1 protein-coding gene (cut by a window edge) is annotated in these 18,415 nt (G+C 54.8%); it reads left to right on the plus strand.

The window, feature by feature from the left end; genetic code table 11:
- On the plus strand, positions 1 to 18,410 hold the 3' portion of the coding sequence (locus tag WC515_03190; protein ID MFA5146368.1) for a ribose-5-phosphate isomerase A. Its footprint begins 382 nt before the window's first position; the window shows 18,410 of its 18,792 coding nt (coding positions 383-18,792); its start codon lies beyond the left edge, outside the window; it ends in the stop codon at positions 18,408 to 18,410.
- Positions 18,411 to 18,415: the final 5 nt, after the last annotated feature.

Genomic DNA, 18,415 nt, shown 5'->3' on the forward strand with positions numbered 1-18,415 from the left:
AGATACGCATATCGTTCTCCACGAAGTACACCTTCAGGTACTTCGACCCCCGCCTCTCAGACGAAGATAGGTACGCCGGCCAGCGGGAGAAGATATACTACACCGATCCCGTCACCTTCGAAAAACGGCTCCTCGATACGCTGCCCCTCAATGAAGGCAAACTCTCCAAGCAGGTGCTTAAGGTGGAGGCGCTGACGGGACCGCAAATGGCGGAAGATCAAAAAGGGGTCGGGCACCTCTCAGCAAAAGAATTTACAAAAAGGGGCCAGACCCCTTTATATTTGGCGCTATTAGGCACGGCGGCATTATACGGCATCTTAACGCCAGGGAACGGACCGCAGTCGGTAGCGCTCGCTTCGTTATCCTCCGTATTCGGTTTTGTGGTCATCACAGGCATCATACTGTATATGGTATGGAAGGTGAGCGCCTATCTTATAAGAAGGATGAATGTTAATGCCGAGGACCTATACAGGCTGAACGATATCATAACGCAGTCCAGGAAGACGGAAGCCATGGAAAACCCGGACTACTCCTATGTGATAGGGTTTATCTCGGGTTCGATGGACACGGCGGTGCGGTCGGGCAGATTGGCATTAGGAGAGGAGGAGGGGATCGCCCTCGATCATAGATCCAGGATATATATACGCGAGCTTATGAAGATACTTAATAATGCCAGGATCATACTCGTCGATACGGATGATTGGATGACCGGATTGGGGTTACCGGTCATCTATTCCCGGGACAGGAAGCATACATTCTCTTCGGTCTCGAAGGAGGCCAACGCCATCTACCTTTCACATACCCTCTTCGATCTCTTTGTTGATAAATGGCATTCGGGCGGAGAGGATACCGTATCTTACAGAAGGGCGCTCTCCGCATATCTCCTGAACGCAGCTGCCATATGGGCCGGTTACGACTGGAAGGAGATAGCGGGATTGATGCGCGTCATAACGGGTGACAGCAAGAATGCCGGCATGTGGAAAGGCAGCGGGCTGGAAGACGCATTACACGATCTGCAGGTCGAATACGAAGAATCTGTCCTGGAGCCGGCCCGCACCCGCGTGCTGGGAGAAGTGCTGGGTAAAGACGGGGGGATAGATGAGCCGTTTCTGATACGACTCCTGGCGTCCTCCGTAGATTCGATAGATTTCAGGGAATTTTTATTATATGCGCTGACCGACCTGGGATTGACCGAAAGGTTCCTGCGCATCATGGTCTATGCCATTAATAGGGATGATGAGCCGGCCCTTTCAGAACTGGCGGAGCGCGCCTACGGGTCATATGAGGAGAGCCTGCAGGGTATCATAATGAGGGCATATAGCGGGGAGAAGAAGGTGAAAGACGCCATGCTCTCTTGGGCCGTAAACCTGGCGTATTACCATCGTAGCAGGGGCAGAAATAAGAGAGCGGCCATATATTACGGCGCCGCCTCAAAGATAGACGAAGACGATCCGAAAGTTATGGAGCTGAGGAGGGTGATACTGCGGGAGGACGATGATGATGGGTCGCCGCCTTCCTCCGGTAATGGGCCGCAAATGGCCGCGACAGACGGTATCCTCCGCCTCCTTTCGTCATTCGGTCCGTCCGCGGTCAAACGCGCAGCGTCCCCAAGTTCGCCCTCTTCGTGCATCGATGCGATAGTCAGGTACTGCGGTGACGGCATAGGTATACAGCTCTTCACAGCGGATGACCTGGCGCGCTCAGGGCTCATGGAAAAGAAGGGCCATAATGACCTTTCGGCGGATACAGTAAAGCATGAGCTCGGCATACTTTGCCAGATAGGCGTATTGGAGCCATCGAACGGATCGGGGCCGTTACGGTATATCGTTGCATCTCCCATCAGAGGCCTTTCGCCCCCGCAGAAGATGATCGATATCCTCAGGTCGATCTCTGAGATACCCGCCTTGAAGAAGAGCTCCGTGTCCGCAGAAGATATCTCCGAAGTCAGGGGAATGGTATCGTCCCTTATCGCCAGCGTAAAGAGGTCCGCTCTTCAACACGCCGAAACCGCGCAGGAGACAGCTCAACCGAAAGAATTGCCTGGCTTTACGGAACAGACGATAGCTCTCTTAAGAAAAACACGGGGGAACCAGGCCGAAGCCGCCAGGGCTCTCGGGATGACGAGACAGGCGATGGGGCACAGGATAGAGAAGATAAGAGATGCGGCCCTGGAAAGAGGCGACTCAGGTACTATAGGACGGCTTGACAGCGCATTGGCATCCGCGCCTGCGAACTTAGCCAAAAAGGGCATCCCCCAAAAGGCCGAAGAAGATATGTTCGTAACGGTGCCGGCGCTGCGTTGGCCCGGATATTTCATAGTGGTATCGGGCGTACTCCTTCTCATCTGTATAATATTCCCTCCGGCCGCAGAGTTGCTGGAGGATCTCATAATGGGGATCATACGGATCTTCAGAGGGGCCGAAGCGCCGGCCGGTGTCCAGGAAGCGGGAATGGGCCTGGCGGCTGTGGTCTTGGGTGTAACCCTTCTTTCCTCCGCGCCCGCGGAAGCCGTCAAATCCGCCTACAGCTATAGGATGACCAAGGCGGAGATAGATTCCTACGCGAAAGGTTACGGCAGGCGGCTTAAAACTGTCAGGGAGGCGGAGGGGTTGACAAGGGGAGAGCTGTGCTACTTACTGGATGGCCGTATCAAAGAATGGCAGTTGACGAGATGGGAAAGCGAGGAGAGTCCGCCGCCTGCTTTCCTGCTGGAGCCCATAGCAGAGCTTTTAGGCGTATCGGTTGAGTATATAAAAGAGACAAGGGGCAGGGCTGACTGGCATGCGTTCGAGAGAAGGGCTGACAGGAGAGGGCGGTTGAGACGGGTCAGGGAACGATTCGGTTTTAAGGAGATCGAGATAGGCCGGTTGCTCGGCGCGACATATGACAATTTCTATGGCCGGCTTGAATCCGGAGATAATTATATCTCCGTAGATATTGCCAGAGGACTTGTAGGGGTATTCAGGAATGAAGTAAGTTTGCGGTATCTGCTGCTGGGTATAGATGAGCCGGACTGGAATAAGGTAGGGGTAGTAGACGGATACGGCGGAAGGATCGCAAAGACGATGGCGCAGCTGAAGACGAGTGTGAACGCCTCTCATTCAGATCTGGGCATAGGTAATGAGCGCTTCAGGGATATCCTGAACGGCAGGGCAAGGCCATCCATCGCGGAGCTTGATAAGATGGCCGCTTATTGGAACGTGCCGCCGCAGTATCTCATAAAAGGCATCGACGAACCGGATTGGGGTTTCAGGTTCGACGGCGCCGTCAATACGGAGAAGACGCTTAACGGTTTTACGTATACAGGCATACAGGCATATTTTAACTACCTCCGTGACTGCGGCGTGCTGGGCCTGGAGGATATAGGGTTGAGTATAAACGGAAGGGTGCTCGAACTGGTCGCGAGGGTAAGGACCGGCGGAATGATAAGGCGCTCAACGTTCCATGAAATACGCCTTAACGAGGAACTCAACCCCGAAGGCGTAACATACGGCGCGCGTATGCGCAAAGCCATAATGGCCATATTGGAAGAGCAGGGAGTGCCGCTTGCCGTTCCGATAGCGGAAAAGACAGGCAGCTTCGGCGTGAAGGGCGTTGAATATAGAGTAAGCGGTTTATTGAATCATTTCGGCCTTTCCTGCCAGGACGCCATGGCATTTAAATTCCTGGGGAGGGGTGAGCGGCATAAGAGGATCGAGATCCGCAGGCGGGGAGAGACATTAAAACCCGAAGCGGAAGCCATCACGACAATAGACCTGGACGAAGACGGTTTCCCGATAGGCGTGGAGAAACCGGAGAGAATGGCTGCAAATACGTCCGTTGTTGTATATGCTTTCGAATTACAATGCAAGCTCGGGAAGATAGACCTTGAAAATGGTCTGGTGAAAAGAAGCGCCCTGGACGGGGAGAACTCACTGACCATAGGAGGGGTCGAATATGCGGGCATACGGTTCTATGTAGATTATCTCCGCAGGACAGGCATGGAAGACGTTACAGGCGTTGAGTTCATAAAAGAACCAGGCCAGAAGAGGATAGATATATACCCTGTGACAAGGACGGGAAGCCGGGGGATAGCACATTCCATAATCCTCGACGAGAACGGTGTTCCCGAATGTTACACGGGAGCGGGGAAGGAGATAAAGGTGTCGGTCCTGGATATCCTGGAACGGCAGAATAATCCCCTCCGTATAGTCATATATAATCCCATGCTCTTCATATTTGCCGGAGCCGGTTATACGCTTATGAAGATCTATCTGAAGTTCAAAGGATACGATGACGATGAAGTCGTCCTGTACAGGGTATGCGGTGATAAGGCAACGGAGCGTTTTATCGAGGGGAAGGAGAGATCGGAAGATGGCAGCGAGAGGCCGATATTCAGAATAATGCTCGACAGTGAAAAGAGGCCCGTCGGTCTGGATAGTGAGGCGAAAGAGGCGGAGGTCGCCAGATTACTCCGGTCGCAGGGCAGTATAGGGAGCGAGGAATACGAAAAATACCTCGAGTTCAAGAGAGAGTTTTTGAGACCGGGCCAAAGACCTCCCCATATAATGCCGTCGAAATATGACCTTAGAGGTTCGTTCGCCGAGATCGAGAGGCGCACCGCGGAGGGGCTGAGGAATAATGCGTCGGCCTTGAAGGCCAACCTGTCCGACGGAGGCGACCCGGGCCTTCTGGCCGCGATAAGGAGGTTTGCCATTCTTATACCGGGTTTAACGCACGCAAAGAGGGGCAGATATCCCGTTCCGGAAGAAGTATCGGCAGAGCTCAAAAGAAGGGAACGGGCCGGTTTGAGTAATAATCCCGGGGCCTTACAGAGGCCTGCCGCAAAAGGTGGTGATGTATCGCTATATAATTGGGCAAGGAGATACGGTATACCCCTTCCCGGTTCTCCGGCCTCACCAAGGTTCAGCTTGAAGTATCCTACGAAAGAGAGTGTCCTGGCCGGTATTGCGCGAAGAGAAGAACTCGGCCTGCCTACCTTCCGTTCATATCTTACAAAGCGCAGTATCGCTGAAGGCGGCGACGCGGCGCTTTGGAAAGCGATAATCAGGCATAATGTATCCGTTCCAAGGAGACCCGGTTTTGACGGCGGGTCCCTCAAATCGGCCCGGACCATCCTGCTGGAGACGGCGCCGGCTTTACCCGGGTCCGTTGACGAAGACGGTTTTTGGAATGAGATGGAAGGCCTCTGGTATAGGATGAAGGCCGGCGACAAAAGGTCGCGTGTGGAGCTCCTGGAGCGTCTGACGCCATTTGCCGTCACCATAGCGGATGGTATGTCGTGGTTACCGTTTTCCTCAAAAGTCAGCGAGCATGACGAAGAGGTGCGGAACCTGGCGCTGCTCGTATTGCTCGAGGTCATAGATGACTGGGATTGCGGCCAGGACGGAGTGCGGCTCAATGGCTTTTTGACCGCGGCGGTAAGGAACAGGGTCAAAGAAGAGATCCGTAATACATTATATTCAGGCAGGCCATATAATGCAGGATCGATGCAGGATGCCAGACGCACACGAAGGAACGAAGAGGGACGGCAAATACAGGATAGCATAAGTATAGAAGACGATATCTCGCAGGCCGGCGGCATACTGGCCGTCCCGCACGATCCGTCCACTCCGGAGGGCGTGGAGAATCTCGAGGCGCTCACCTACTACAGGGACAGGGCTCTCCTCGGGAGCGCCCCTTACGAGATCGTAGACCCTGATGCGAAAGAGACGCTGGCGTCGGAATTGCGTCAGTTCTTCGCGGAGAAAGGTATCTCCCGGATACTCGCGAGGAGCGATATAGGTATCAGGGACTTTGCTATATATATGACAGGGAGCATGGGCAGGTTCGGGACGGCCCTGAGGAGCTGGAGCAATTTAAATCTGATCCTTGTAGCTGACGCGGATCCCGGGCAGCTTGAAAAGGCCATCGCCCTTTTGCGTGATATCATCGGAGGCGGATACGTCGACTACTACACGCACTCATCAGTGCCCGTCCTGGTGTTGGGTAAAGGCAGCGATTTCGACAGCGATATCGCGGCGGGGAACGGTTTTATCGACCTGGTCCATTCCAGATACCGGCTGGGAAGCCCCGAAAAAGGTATCGCCACGATAGAGGGGATCCCGCTTTCTCCGTACTATCTGAAGGCGGTGGCCGATAGCATAGGCGAAGAAGAACCGGAAGACGACTTCGAGGGTACCTATGAAGGGCCTTATCAGGTCGATGACGGGGACCTAAGGGCGATAATGAGGTTGCGTATCCAGAGGGAGATGGAATTCTTCGGCGAGGTATCGAACCTCAGGACGGTCTTTGAGAGTGATTCCGGTATAGGTGAACGGTTGAACGGCATGGCCGTTTCGGTGTTGATGGACCAGGGGGACGAATATCCGGACTTCCAGACCCATCAATTAGAGAAGTTCTTTGCCCGCCAGCGAAATAACGCGGAGCGGCTTCTTATGAAAACGCCCGGGATGTTGTCGTCCATGGGCGTCTTCGGTCTTGGCTTCGGCATCGACTCTTTCATACGCCCCGAAATGGCGCCGCAGGCCGCTTCGCTCGGCTCGACCGTCGCCGTCATCGCCGGCATAGTCGCGGCGTGGTGGCTGGCCGGCAAACTCTTCAAATGGTTTGCGACAGGCGGGGACGAGAGGTTGCCGTCGCTCGCCGGCGCGTCATGGCACGGGCGCACCGCGGTTATCGACCTGGGCAACGGATATGTCAGGGCAGTGAAGTTCAAAAATGATGACGAACCTTTAGATGCCCTGGAGCGCGAAGCGAGGACGATGGCAGAGCTGCGTGCTGAAGGTGTAGACGTGCCGGAGCCGATCGGATCCGGCGCGGGTTCTTATATATTCAATTATCGCAGAGGTCCAGCCATATCGTATATCGCCCCTGAAGAATATTTCGTATATCCGGAAGACATAAGGTCCGGGGCCCGGATGCGCGCGTGCGCGCTCAATTCGGTTGCGCGGCTTGCGGAGATGTTGAGGCGGGAGTATATACATAATTCGCTTGCCCCGTTAACGCATCATCGTAAAACGGGCCGGCCGTGGCTGTGGCACCACACCCCTCTCGGACATCTGGAACATCTGGAAAAGGATCTCGGTCGCTCGAATATCAGGTTAACCGGCGTGGCAGATTTTGAGCATGTAGATAAGATAGCGCCCCACACAGATCTTCATTTCGAAATAGGGAGGATGCTTACCGAGTGGGCGCTGGTATTGACATATCATGGCATAAAGAACGGTATCCCCAGGGAGGAACTGCTCGGGATATTGAAAGACGGCCTTGGGAATTTCTCTGAGAGATTGGGATTGGCCCGCGGGGCGCTGTTAGATGACCGCGGATCAAAGTTATTAGAGGAATACCTGATATTGGCAGAGGAGGATATTGAAGAGGATTTCCTCTCATCACAGGATAATAATTCCAGGCCTACGCTTGATGACCTGGTCGAGTGCATCGATGGCATAACATCGAAAGTGGTTGCCGGGAACGGTTTTGATAAGAAGCACAGGAACCGTGCCGTCCGGAACGGAACGGCCGCACCTGTCTCTGCACCCGAATATGAAACCGGGGACGTTCTTCGGGGGGACAGTGGCGGGCAGACAGTGGCCGCGACGGACGAAGGCCCGGCCCGCCTGGCCCGGGAGTTCTGGCGCGAGTCATGGTACGACGGAAGGAGGGAATGGCGCGATGAGCTTTATCCCGATTCTATCGTCTCATTCGTCAGGAAGGCGCTCGAAAGGAGATATGGGAAGGACCGGAGGTTTACGCTTATAGATATAGGCACAGGCCCCGCACTATTTTTACCGAGACAGGTCAGGTCATGGTTCCCTGCCTCCGAAGTGCACGCGCTGGATCTATTCGATGATGGGACCATAGGGAGATATCTCGACCGGTCGGAGAGAGGAGATATCCGTTATCACCAGTCCACCGCGGAAGATACGGGCCTCGAGGACGGGTCCTTTGACGTCGTAGTGTCGACCTTCACTCTTGACTTTGCGGATATGGAAAGGTCGGTAGTTGAGATACGGCGTATCATGAAAGACGGCGGGACCGCCTTAGTGACATTGCACGCCATCGACAGGGAGGAGATGAGAGGACGCGGGAGGGCCCTTGAAGCATTGAGCGTCTCAGGCGGCCAAACCATGGCCGCGGAGCTCTTCACGGCCAATGAGCGTCAGCAGCTTGCGAACGCCTTTACCGACGAAGAGGCCGTCCGCAGGTATTTTGGCAGATATTTCAAGACGGAAGTAGAGGTCCTGCCGATCGGAGAAGGACGCGGCGCGTCGGCATACGGGGTCATCCTGACCAAGGGCGCCGGTCCCGTCTCCGAAGGATCCGGCACGCCCGTCCCAGCCGATGCCGCGCCTGTGTCCGAAGAGCCGTTCACCGGAACTCGGCGGGCTCTGCCTATAGAGCCGAACCTGACGGTTGCGGTGAGCTTGTCAGACATCGGCGCCGAGGTTAGCGAAGGAGAGGTCGTGTGCAGGGACGGCTTGAAGAAGGCCGAAGAGCTTATCCCGATCCTGGCCGGGTCGGGGGTGGGCTCGATCTACTTTTACGGCGGGCTTTACGAGATGAGCGAGATATCGAAGAAACTCCATTACAATCCCGCCCATAATTATGACACGCGCGTAGTAACCGCAGGCAGGACGACGGTGCTCGCGCCAGGTTATCCCACCGTCTACCAGACGGTCGGAGATACGGAACTGAAGGACGTATTCGGCAACCCGTTCTCTATCTACGGAATGGACAGGTTCAACCCTGACCTTTCGGACGGGGATGTGCGGGCAGGCTTCGGCAGGGTCGTGGAGAAGGCCCACCAGGCGTCCATGAAGGTGACGGCCGACTTCATCCCGTGGCTCTCTCCCGATGCCGTGAATGAGACGAACTATCGGTGGTTCGAATATAAGGAACTGGGCGATGACGCCAACGAGGCCTTCCGGAATGTGCCGGAAGGGGAGAAGGAGGGATGGCTCAGGCAGCTTCTGGTCCGTCCGGAGAATTATGCCCATTGCGCGGTGAGGATAACGGAGAAGGGCCGGCAGGAGAGGGTCATACTGGTGAAGCATGTCATAAGCTATGGATATAATATGGACCAGGTGCGGCCCGATCCGCGCAATGAGGACGTCCAGCGGTACTATATCGAGTCGCTCAAGGCCCTCGTCGATCTCGGTGTCGATACTGTCCGGGTCGACCTTGCCTTTTATTTGCTGATAGCAGGCCTGCCGGACGAAGACCAGCCGCTCAAGAGGATAATAGACGCGGCAAAAGAGTATGCGGGGTCAAAGGGCAGGAATATATCTTTCCTCATGGAGGCATATTATGACGACCAGCGGCAATGGATGGAGCGGCTCGGCGCGGACTATATGTATTCCGACAGGCTATTCAACTCATACTGGAATATTGCGCGTAAAAACTGGAATGCCTCCGATATAAGGGATGCCGTCTGGAACGCCCTTTATGCCTCTCCGCGACCGTTCATCTTCCCGTCGAACTTTGACCAGACGTCGCTTGCGGCTACCGGCGGCGGGGCAAAGGGATTCGCTATGCTCCTCCTTGCGATAACGCACCTGAGAAAGACATCTGTCATGTTCGACCTGCGTGACTGGCTCCTGCACAGGGGACACATCGTGAAGATACCCGGCGGGAGTATAGATCCCGGCGACAAGAGCCAGCACCTCGTTGTGACCGATGACGAATTGCGTGCCAGGTCCGGCTTCCCCGGATTGAAGGCCGCCGTAAGCAACGCGCCGCTCAGGAAGGTTATGCAGGACTTCAGCGATGCGGTGAAGACGAGGGGCGAGAGCTGGATCGAGTCGCCGGCGACGTCGCGTCCCGATAGGCTCTTTTCGCTTTCGTGGAGGACGGAGACCGGTGATTGGGCGGTACTTGTCGTAAACCTGAAACCCTCGGGAGAGTCGATGCAGGCCAGGGTTGACATCCCGGAACAGGCGAAGAAGGAATCGGACGGGGCCTGTGCCTTCGAAGATATCGAGTTTAAGCCCGGAGAAGAGTACAAGATATTCACAATAAGGAAGCAGGGCGCGCCTCAGGGGGCCGTCATGCCGGCGGCCGCTACGGATGGAACGTCAACGGCATCGTCGAACGCAGTTACAATAACTACGGTCCCGCCCGGCACGTTCCCGGAGACAGAAACCAGGGGCGGCGTGACGCGCGACAAACAGCCGGACCCGAAGAAGACCGCCGAGCGTCTGGTGCGGAAAGGGCAGACCTCAGCCGCTCCCATGAATAAGGAGATCCATCTGCGCGACTTTCGTGATTTCACATATGAAGATTATGATCTGAGGCCGTTGAGCGTTGTCTTGCGGGCCGAACGTAAAGGCAGGTCATATTTTATAAAGATAGACCGGAATATGGTTGTAGCAGATAGAGAGGCGGCTATCCTGCAGGAGATGCTGGCTGACAAGGACCTCAGCCGCCACCTGCCGGATGAGGTATATATCGGCCATCTTGACGACGAAGATGTCGAGTATCTATCGGAACTGACCGACTTTGGTATAAAGACGCGAAGGGGAAGTACGTTCATCGCCATGAGCGAAGCGCCGGGCGTAAGCCTCCAGCGGGATCTGACAGGTATGGTCCATCGGGACCTGTCCGACACGGAAAAGGTGCAGGCCTTTGTCGAGCGTATCATCATGGTTACGGAAGCGATAAAGGTATTCCATGCGGCAGGCGTATATCACAGGGACCTTGATATGGATGAGATATTCGTCGATATAGAGCGCGGGAGGGTCACCTTCATAGATTTCAATATCGCTACGACAAAACATAACGGGCTCGGACGGCTCAGGGGCATCGGCCTGGACACGGTCGCCAAGAAAGGCCACGCGTCGGAGTTTAACCCTAATTGGGACGGAAGGAAGCGGGACCTGTACGAGATAGCCCGCATAGCCCGGGTATATTCCAATCTCCTGCCGTATCGTTCCCCCGGAGAGAGGGAACTCTTCCGTATGGTAGATTGGGTGGCCGACAGGGGCCGTCTGACCGCAGACGATCTATTGAAAAGGATGTACGTGATCCGCGCCGGTATAAAGGCAACGGGCGGAACGGTTGCGGCGTCACCCGCGGCATCGTCGAACGCAGTTACAATAACTACGGTCCCGCCCGGCACGTTCCCGGAGACAGAGACCAGGGGCGGCGTGACGCGCGACAAACAGCCGGACCCGAAGAAGACCGCCGAGCGTCTGGTGCGGAAAGGGCAGGCCTCCGCGTCGAAGACCTTGCCGAAACCGGATACGCCGGCGCTTGACCCTGCGATATTAGGCGCGAGAGAAGCGGGCGAGCTGAGGATGATAAAGAACAGCATGTACGAGCTTCAGCGAAGACCCAGGAAGCATGCAGAGGCGATCGAAAGGGCGAAAGAGGTAATTTATGCTTTGGAGGAAGCGCTCATCCGGAAAGCGATACTCGCGGCAAAGGTGCAGGTTGAGTCCGGTGTAGTGACCCCGCGCCTTCACTATGAGGTGATAAAACGCGGGGAGAGATGGCAGCTTACAAAAGTGATCGGCGCGGAAGGCGCGATCGAGACGATCGACATCTTCACTCCGCAGCTTCTGAAGAGGATAAAGGCCGCGGCGTCAAAAGAGGGTATAGATCTTACCGTTGACGTCCATATCATGATGGTGGGGCCGGATGAGGAACTTATAAAAGGTTACATAGATGCAGGGGCGGATTATGTCGTATTGCACTGGAAGGCATTCCGCAACAAGGAGATGCTGGCAAAGAGGCTCGCTTATATAATCGGCGAAGGAAGCAGATTCGGTATCGCGTGCGCGCCGGACGAGCGCATAGGGCCGGTGCTCGAATTCCTGAGAAAACGGGATCTGACCGATAAGATGGCTATATTCCAGCAGATGACGACGCTCTCAGGAAGGGGCGGCCAGAAGTTCCTCGCCCGCACGCTCCTCAACGTGTACAAGGCGCGAGAGATGCTGCCTGAGGATGTACTGATACAGGTGGACGGCGGCATGGACCCGTTCTTCGCCGCGAAAGAGGCGATACGGGCCGGCGCTGATATAATCGTTTCAGGTGAAGGATTCTTCGGTAAGGAGCAGGTCCAGGATCACAGCGCATTGACCGCCAATTACATGAGATTCATGGAAGGGTTCGGCAAGGCCATAGATACCCTGGTCAATAAGGGCTGGCAGGTATTGCGGGAAGAAGAGACGTCGAAATATTACGCCGCGCTGGAAGCGTTGCGCATCATAAAGGATATGCTCAGGGGAAGGGGCGATAAGGAAGCGCCTCTTGTGATAGGCCTGGGCAGCGGCACGACGGTACGTAACTGGTTCCTGCAGCTTGTCAGGGAGGCCGTCATATATAAAGAGATCAAGGAGAAAGACCTGGTCTTCATCTCGAGCTCTACCACAACGGCGGACCTCTTGAATATGTATAATATGCCGACAAGGAAAATAGAAGACGTGAAGGCGGTGGACGCGATGGTCATCGGCGTGGACGCCATAGACAGGGATTTTTATGCTACAAAAGGGTCCAGCGGCGCGATAACGGACGAAAAAGAGATGATAAGAAAGTCCAAGAGAACGATCGTCATAGCAGACGAAAGTAAGCTGAAAACATATCTTGGCAGTATGCCGCTGGCCGCAGAGGTGCGGGAAGAATGCAGGGATAAGGTTGAGGCAGAATTAAGATCTTTAGGAGCAAAAAATCTGGATGTCATGACCGTAGATGGTAAGATCTTCCGCCCGGGAGGAAGAGAGGACAGGATCATCATAGATTTTGAGCTGGGAGATATGCACGATCCTGAAGGGCTCGCCCGGCGCTTTGAAGGCATAGAAGGCATAGTAATGCACCCGATATTCTTTGTAGATTCCCTACCGGACTACATAATAGCGGGAAATGAGAACGGCGCTGGCTCCATAAGGAGCATGCGGCCGAACGCATTTTACAGGGACAGGAGGAATTTAGGTCCGGTGGAGGATTACCTTCCGCCTGGGTGCAGGGGGAGGATAAACGGCGGCAAGAGATATCAGACATTTGAAGATATAAGGACGAGAAGCAATAGAAGAGAGTATGGAAGGATCGTACGGGAGGCGGTCGACGCCTACATAGCATATTTGCGGGAACTTGCGCCCGATGAAAGGGCTGCTATGCTGCAGTTCTATTTCTTCACGCATATAATCTCCTATGCGCCCGGGCTGGATAAGCAGTCAGAATTCCGGCAGGAGATAGCGATAGCGTCTTTAAAGAGATTGCTCACTGATAAATGGCCTCATGTCTATCTATCCGTGCTTAAAGAGCTTCTCTTATACCTTGCCCGTTTTAAAGGCGCGAGCCTCAAGCCGTTCTTTGACCGTCTGATACAGCCTATACTTGCGACAGAGAACACTCCCGGCTTTGCGGAAGCGATGGTAAAGACCCTTTATGAAGCATCTGAAGAAGGCGAAAGCGGCCTGGGAGTTCAGAAAGTTGTCGTCGACATTTTGGAGATGGCATACGATAAAAGCCCGCGGCTGAAACATTTCGTACAGCAGGCACTGGTTGCCGCATACTTCAAGGGAGATTTCAGAGGTGTCGATAGCGCTCTTATGGAAAAGATCGGCCGGATGCTGCCTGAGCGGTTTATGCTGGAGCAGGAGAGTGCAGGCAGCAATATAACGATCACGACGGTGCCGCCCGGCACGCTCCCGGAGACCGAGACCCGAGGCGGCGTGACGCGCGACAAGCTTCCGAACCCAAGGAGGCTCGCGGAACGCCTTGTGCGCGGGGCGGCCCGGACCGTACCCGGCCAAACCGCATCCGGGAGCGGCATGCCCGCGGCCGCATCCACAGCCGTTACAGAGGGTGCGGATATAGAAGATATGGTAAGAGAGAGGTTCAGGGGCAGGGTGGCAGTGGACGTCGCGGACCTGGATACTGGCGACGGCGCGTTTGTGATACATTTTGGGGATTTCCTGAGAAATATATTCCGGACCGTAAAGATGACAGGCGTAGAGAGCTCTGCCCGGTTCATCGATAAAAGTATACGTGAAGAGGCAATAGAGAGGGGCGACAGGATCGTGCGCGCCGCGCCCGGGAGAAGAGGCGAATACGAGAAGGCTGGATTGACAGACGGCTCGCAGGATATAGTGACCATAAACAATATCGAGAGGCACCATAATATCCTGCCGCAGGCCGAAAGGATATTGCGTCCTGGAGGCCTGCTCTTCATCACGGTACACGAATCCGATTATTATATAGACCATTTCGACAGGACGCTCATAAGGGAATTGGAGGAGAGGGGTTTCAGGGTGGCAAAGTACAGACCCATACCGGCCGATTATCCCCGCTCCTCAAGATTTTCCGAGGCTCTGCTTTTGATATGCTGGAAGGAAGACGGGCAGGGAGGGACGATCCCATATACAAAGGCGGAGGGAACCGTTTCCGTGGGAGAGAACGGTCTCATCGGGCCCGTCCGCAGAGAAGAGATCGAAAGCGCCGTTGACGCGATAAATGGCATCACGGCGGACAGTTATGGTACAAAAGCCGGCATTTTCGGTGGAGCCGTCAAAGAGAGGATTGTAGATAAAATTTTGGGCATGGCGCTCGTGAAGGGCGATAGGGTGCTCGTTGTAGGCACCGAGTTCACGGACTATCTGCCCGCCTTACTTGCCAGGATAGGGCTCCGGGTCCACATAATAGATAAAAACGCGGCCGCAGTTGAATTTCAGAGGAAGATATGCGGCGAATGCGCCGGCGGCGCGGATGTGGTATACCATAACTCATATCACGAACTGGACGGCATAGAGTTCGATCGTGTCTTTGCGTTGGGTGTCTTCAGTTCTATGGAAAATCCGGCCGCGGACAGCGACGGGCGCGCCGGGTTATCGGATAAGATCATGCAGATGGTGGAGCATCTCAAAAAAGACGGCGGGTATCTTTACGTAAATATACCTTATGCGAACGGGTCGAACGGAGCGAGCGAGGTCCTGTATGGCCTGAAGGATATGCTGGACGGCATGCCGGGGACAAAATGGGATACAATGCCGGATATCGACATAGATGATTTCAGCATGCATTCAAATTTTATAACCGAGAGACGTAAAGGCGCTGTCTGGCGTAGCGGGGTCGCAGAGGAATCTATAAGGGGATCATCTCGCGATGAGACGATCATAATGACGGCGTTACTTGCGGCGGGATTCTTTGTGTCGCCATGGTTCTTCGTCGCATCGGGCCTTTATACGGTCTACCTGTTCGGAAAGGTGAGAAGGGAAGCCCGCCGCCGGGCCTCCCTGGCAAGGGTGATCCGGGATAAGGCGCAGCGCGACAGGGAAAATGTCTGGATATTGCCGTCAGATCCGCAATATGATCCGCGAGACCCGGCGTATTACGCGCGTAAGATAAGGGCGCTTAACGTCGGAAAAGAGCTTATCCTCGTAGGGGTGCGGCTCCCTGTAAGAACGCTGTCTCCTGCGATGGCAGGCCTTGAGCCGGTCACCTCTCCCGATGTCCTCGGCGATCTTCTGCAAAAGAAGAGCGGATACAGCCCGGGCCTGGACCTGGAGGTGCGGTACCGGAAGGTTAAAGAGATAGAGGCAGTTACTCTTGAGACGATCCTTGCTCTCGATATCTATCTGCGGGACGCTTACAGGTTCTTCTGTGAGATGGAACTGGGACCGCTGATCGACTTCTCGCACCCGAATGACCGGAAGACGACGGCCGGCCGTATCGTAGCGTCATTCGGGAAACTTCCCGCCGAGCATTGCGCCGAAGCCCGCGCGGTTCTCGCAAAGATGGTGGAAGAGAGCAAGTTCAGGGAAGAGTCGGATAAGCTGCTCCGCGATGTAGACGCTATCATTGCGCAAAAACCAGATATCCGGCAGGAGAGGCAGGATCAAATTGCTTTTGACGAAATAAAAGGATTTATTGAATCGATCGACCCTATGCTCCATCGTCTCCTCAGGGAACGGCTTGAGTCAAAGGACGGCCATCAGGGATATCCCGTTATTTGCAGGACGGCATCATATATAGTGGCGGAAGTGCTTGCGGGCAGGTTTGGTAAAAAATATGGCCTCAAGATAGACGGCGCACACCCGCAGAGGATAGAGGGGGTGGGCGCTTTGGCGTATTGTACCGGCGGTTACACGATCGATCATGCAGGTCTCATCCTCGTCCTGGGCGGAAAAGATCACGCCTTTATCGATGTGATGCATCGATTGGCCGATCAGGATTATGACGGGAAGACGCTGATAGTGAGATTCAATGATCATCCGTCGCGCGACGAGGCGCTGAAACGACACGGGATACTGGATATAGACGAGTCGGGAAGGGGAGATATCGGATATATAGCGGAATGGTGCAAAGAAGCGGCGAGCTCTATAATCGACGAACTCTCGTCGCCTGCGGCGACAGATCTGCCTTACGATGCTTCCGGAGAAGGCGCGATCGATGCGAGGCCTGTATCGAGCGGTCTTCTCGGAGCAGCTTATGTCGGCCACGATATGGCGGTCAAAAAAGTCCTGAATCCGTCAAATGTCCCGTTCACCGTCCTGTATGGAGGCGCCGGCGCCGATATATCAAACCTTCTCTTGTCGACGAATGCCACTAAGGCATATTTCGTCAGCAATGATTACAGGCCCTATCCGGATATGGCGGTCGCCGGCATGGAACCGGAAGAGGCGCTTGCGCGCTACAAGGCCGAAAAACGTATCAAAGGTTATGGTTCTACGCACTATATGAAGATGGCGGGATTTTTGAAGGTCCTCCTCCTCGAACTCGCATCGATAGGCATCCCTGCCGGGCAGGTCGCAGATATTGAAGAAGATTATATGAAGATAACGGCCGGCCGGAAGGATACTAAATATCTCTCCGCGACTCAGGACGAAGACAGTGCGGCGCTTATCTATACGCTTAAATTCAGATGGGCCTATCCCGGAGAAGAGGAGAAGGACCGCGAAATAATATTTATAGAATGCGATATGACGCAGCCGGGCAGGTATCCAGATATTCTGAGAGAGGCAATCCGGGAAAAGTTCAATGCATACTATCAGCGCGCAGGCCAGACGATGGCCGACAGCTATACCGCGTTTCTCGCGGAGGCGGCAAAAGGCATCGCCGCAGGCGGGTTTGTTGTCACTGACGACCGCGCATATCTCAGGGCTACCGAAGCGGACAATAAGGCGATAAGACGCGGTATCCTCGCTTCTCTCGGTTTCGCGGAACTTCCGCCGTCCGAAGATATGCGTAAGTGGGAAGAGAGGATCCTGGCTGTCAACAGCGGCACCAGATACGGCTGGGACGTGGCGATAGAGACGGGTTCCGAATCGATCGGGAAGGTGTCTGCCTCTCCGGCTGTCGGGGACAACGTCCCGATGGAAACGGAGACCGTCTCTGAAGACACTGCAGGGGCAAAAGCCGAGATTCCGAACTTCCTTTTTAGATCAGACACTACTTTAGGAGATATTGAAAATTATTTTGACGCTTTAAGACAAGCGCTTTCGCAGGAAGGTCTTGATGCCGGTACGCGCAAAAAGATGTATAAGGCCGCCCAGGTGGCTGTGGCGAAACTTAGGGTAGGGCTTGGATTGCTGAGAGACGGCAGGATGCTGGGGCATGAACCGTGCCTGGGTTGTGTCAATAACGGCGGTTGCGCCGTGGTGGCCGGACTTCTGGCCGGAGGTGTCCGTGGATCCGCTCCGGTTGACGACTGCGGAGCGATGAAGAAGCCGGCTATCTCGAACGATGACATCGGGTTGGCTATCATTGCGCTTGACACGTTCCTGAACGAAGTTAAGGGCGAGAACCGGCTAGAGACAAAGACGGCTCCCGACTCAAACCTCCAATCTCCAATCTCCAAGCTCCAAGCCCTCTTAGCATCTTCTCTTCAGTACGAGCGCGACAGGGCCGGCACACCCACAGACATAGTACCCGAAGGCCGTACGGTGATGCTCTCCGAAGGTCTCTTCGATATGGAGAAGAAGACAGAGCTTGTAGAGCTGATACTTAAGAATAGAGGCAGCAGTATACAGATACTCTCTGTAGATGAGCTCCGCCGCGGCGCCATAAGCGGGAGGGCCGCGAAGGATAATACCATAATAGTCCTTACAGAGGAGGAATTTAACGACCCGAAGGTCTGGAACGGCTATGCCAAGGAAGAGCGCGGTATAAATTCAAGCGTCCTGTTGCTGGATGATAATGCTAAATTTATAGGCACGAACTACCTCTACCTTGAAAGTGTCCTGAAACTATCGGTAGCTATAATGGCGGGCAACAGGGGTGCGGTCGGATCCTTCTATAAGCTCATAGCCGGAAGGCCGATAAGCGATGAGGCGCTCGCATCCCTCGGTATTGACCCGGTCACCTTTGCCCTCAATGCGATACTGGAGTTCGATGAGATGCGGGTGAAGGATGCCGATGAGTTCGAACAGTATAAGCGCGCCATGGAGGTATTCCTGGCGGCGGCATAATGTAG

The sequence above is a fragment of the Candidatus Omnitrophota bacterium genome (assembly GCA_041650805.1).
Taxonomy (GTDB): Bacteria; Omnitrophota; Gorgyraeia; order 2-01-FULL-45-10; family 2-01-FULL-45-10; genus JBAZKM01.